This window comes from Cupriavidus sp. HPC(L) (genome assembly GCF_000307735.3).
Taxonomy (GTDB): domain Bacteria; phylum Pseudomonadota; class Gammaproteobacteria; order Burkholderiales; family Burkholderiaceae; genus Cupriavidus.
Genome location: NZ_AMPR02000333.1, coordinates 1 through 2029, shown reverse-complemented (window position 1 = coordinate 2029; position 2029 = coordinate 1). Strand labels below are relative to the sequence as shown.

General features: G+C 69.9%; 3 protein-coding genes. All 3 read right to left on the bottom strand.

All coding sequences use genetic code 11. From position 1 onward, the window contains the following. Positions 1-1068 (bottom strand): AAA family ATPase (locus tag B551_RS16800; RefSeq protein WP_023264608.1); only part of this gene is annotated, 1068 nt, incomplete at its 3' end. A 35-nt stretch (positions 1069-1103) separates the two neighbouring features. Then, positions 1104-1574 (bottom strand): TadE family protein, encoded by a 471-nt coding sequence (locus tag B551_RS16795; protein ID WP_043440475.1) that lies wholly within the window; start codon positions 1572-1574, stop codon positions 1104-1106. Next, positions 1571-2029 (bottom strand): TadE/TadG family type IV pilus assembly protein (locus B551_RS16790; protein ID WP_023264607.1); only part of this gene is annotated, 459 nt, incomplete at its 5' end. The genes B551_RS16795 and B551_RS16790, both read right to left, overlap by 4 nt.

The following is a 2029-nucleotide window of genomic DNA, read 5'->3' as shown; positions in this document are numbered from 1 at the left end:
CGCGCTGCGCCGGTGCATCGCCAGTACCGCCTCGCCGTGGCTGATCGCCGCGGCGACCGTGGCCGCGTCCTCGGGCAGGGCCTGCCAGACCGGGGTGCCGCAGATCTGCTCGAGCGAGGTCCGGTCCAGCTCGTTGCGGCGATCGTCGCGGTTCAGCAGCACGCGGATCCTGTCGTCGGGGTAGCGCAGCGCCCGCAGGATGTCGAGCAGGCGCCGGCCGGTGCGCGCGTACGCGATGGTCGGCTGCAGCACCACGCCGATGCGGTCGCTGCGGTCGAGCACGCCGATCGACACCGGATCGATCGCCTGGCCGGCGTCGACCAGCACGAAGTCGTAGTGGGGCAGCGCCAGCGACAGGATCCACTCGACCTGTTCCTTGCGCACCGACGCCGCCTTGATCGGATCGGCCGCACCGGCCAGCACGTCCAGGCCGTCGGCCACCGGCGTCAGGCACGCTTCGAGGAAGGCCGCATCCATGCGGTCGATCTGCGCGCAGACGTCCGGCAGCGTCGCCGGCGGCGTACGGTCGCAAATGGTATGCACCAGATCGCCGAACTGCCGGTTCAGGTCCAGCACCAGCACGCGCTTGCCCTGCGCGGCCAGCGCATGGCCGAGGTTGGCGGTCAGGAACGTCACGCCGGCGCCGCCCTTGCACGACAGCAGCGATATCAGCCGCGCGGCGCGACGGCGCCGCTGCGTGCCGGCGGCCTGCAGCCGGCGCAGCGCGTCGCCGAGCTGGCCCTGCTCCAGCGGCCATGCCAGCACGTCCCGGATGCCGCTGCGCAGCGCCTTGATCAGCAAATCGGGGTCGACCGCGTCGGTGATCAGGATGCACGGCAGCTCGGGATGCTGCTGCCGCATCGCCTCGATGCCCTGCATCTGCGCCGGTCCCATGCTGCCGTGCGCGATCACCAGCATGTCCGCCAGCGCCAGCTGGCTTGCATGGGACGCGATGCGCGCCGGCGCCTCGGCCAGCGCCAGCGTCTGGAACGAGCCGCACTGCGTGCATAGCCGGGTGATCTCGGACAGCCGGTCGGTTTGCTCGGAGGCGATCAGAATCGTCAGCATGGCGGCTTCTCCTGTTCGTTGTTCTGTGCGCATGTTCAGCTGCAGACGGGGCCGCCGGTCGCGCTGTTCATGCTTTCGCGCGACAGCGTGGTGGCGAACGGCGGCACCGGCAGCGTCATCGGAATCATCGGCACCAGCGTCTGCACGGTCAGGCCGGTGACGCTGACCGTCACGCTGGCGCAGCTGGCGCGCGCGGTATCGGGATCGCTGTCGCAGCCGGCCGGCTCGTAGTCGAGCGCGATGTTCGACGGCGCCAGCTGCGGCATCAGCGTCGCCATGCGGGTCTTGATGATCGCGGCATTGGCATCGCAGACCACGGCCATGCGCGCGCCCCAGCGCGTCGCCTCGCTGGCGGTGTTCCAGTGGAACAGCACGCGCGCCATCTCGACCACGCCGATCAGCAGCGTGAAGAACAGCATCGCGACGATCGCGAACTCGACCACGGTGGCGCCGCGCTGGCGCGCGCGCCGCATGCGCATGGCGCGACGGCGGAGAGCGGGATTCATAGCACTTGCCTCATCACGGTCATCACATCGGAAAAGACCAGGCCGCTGACATCGATCAGCGGCTGGATCGGCGAGTAGGCGAAGCCGGTGATCTTGACCGCCACCAGGTTGACCGTGCCGGCCGGCACACCGGCGCCGGCGCCGTTGTCGTAGGTATTGACGTTGGCGAAGGCCATGCCCGGACAGCCGCCCGCATCGACGCGGTCGCAGATCACCACCATCGCGGTACTGAGGCCGCCGACCAGCGGCGCACCGGTGCAGCCGGTGTTGCCATGGACCGCCATGCATTTGGCCTGCGCGGCCGGATAGCCGGCGTCGTCGGGCGAGAACTGCGACAGGTAGCGCGTGGCGCCGCGCGTGGCCTTGGTCAGCGCGTCGTACTGGTAGATCGCGCGGCCGAACTCGGCGACGCCGCACAGCATCAGCAACAGCGGGATCAGCAGGATCGCGAATTC

Coding starts and splice junctions, on each gene's coding strand:
- B551_RS16795 (WP_043440475.1), bottom strand. CDS start 1,574: ATGAATCCCGCTCTCCGCCGTCGCGCCATGCGCATGCGGCGCGCGCGC.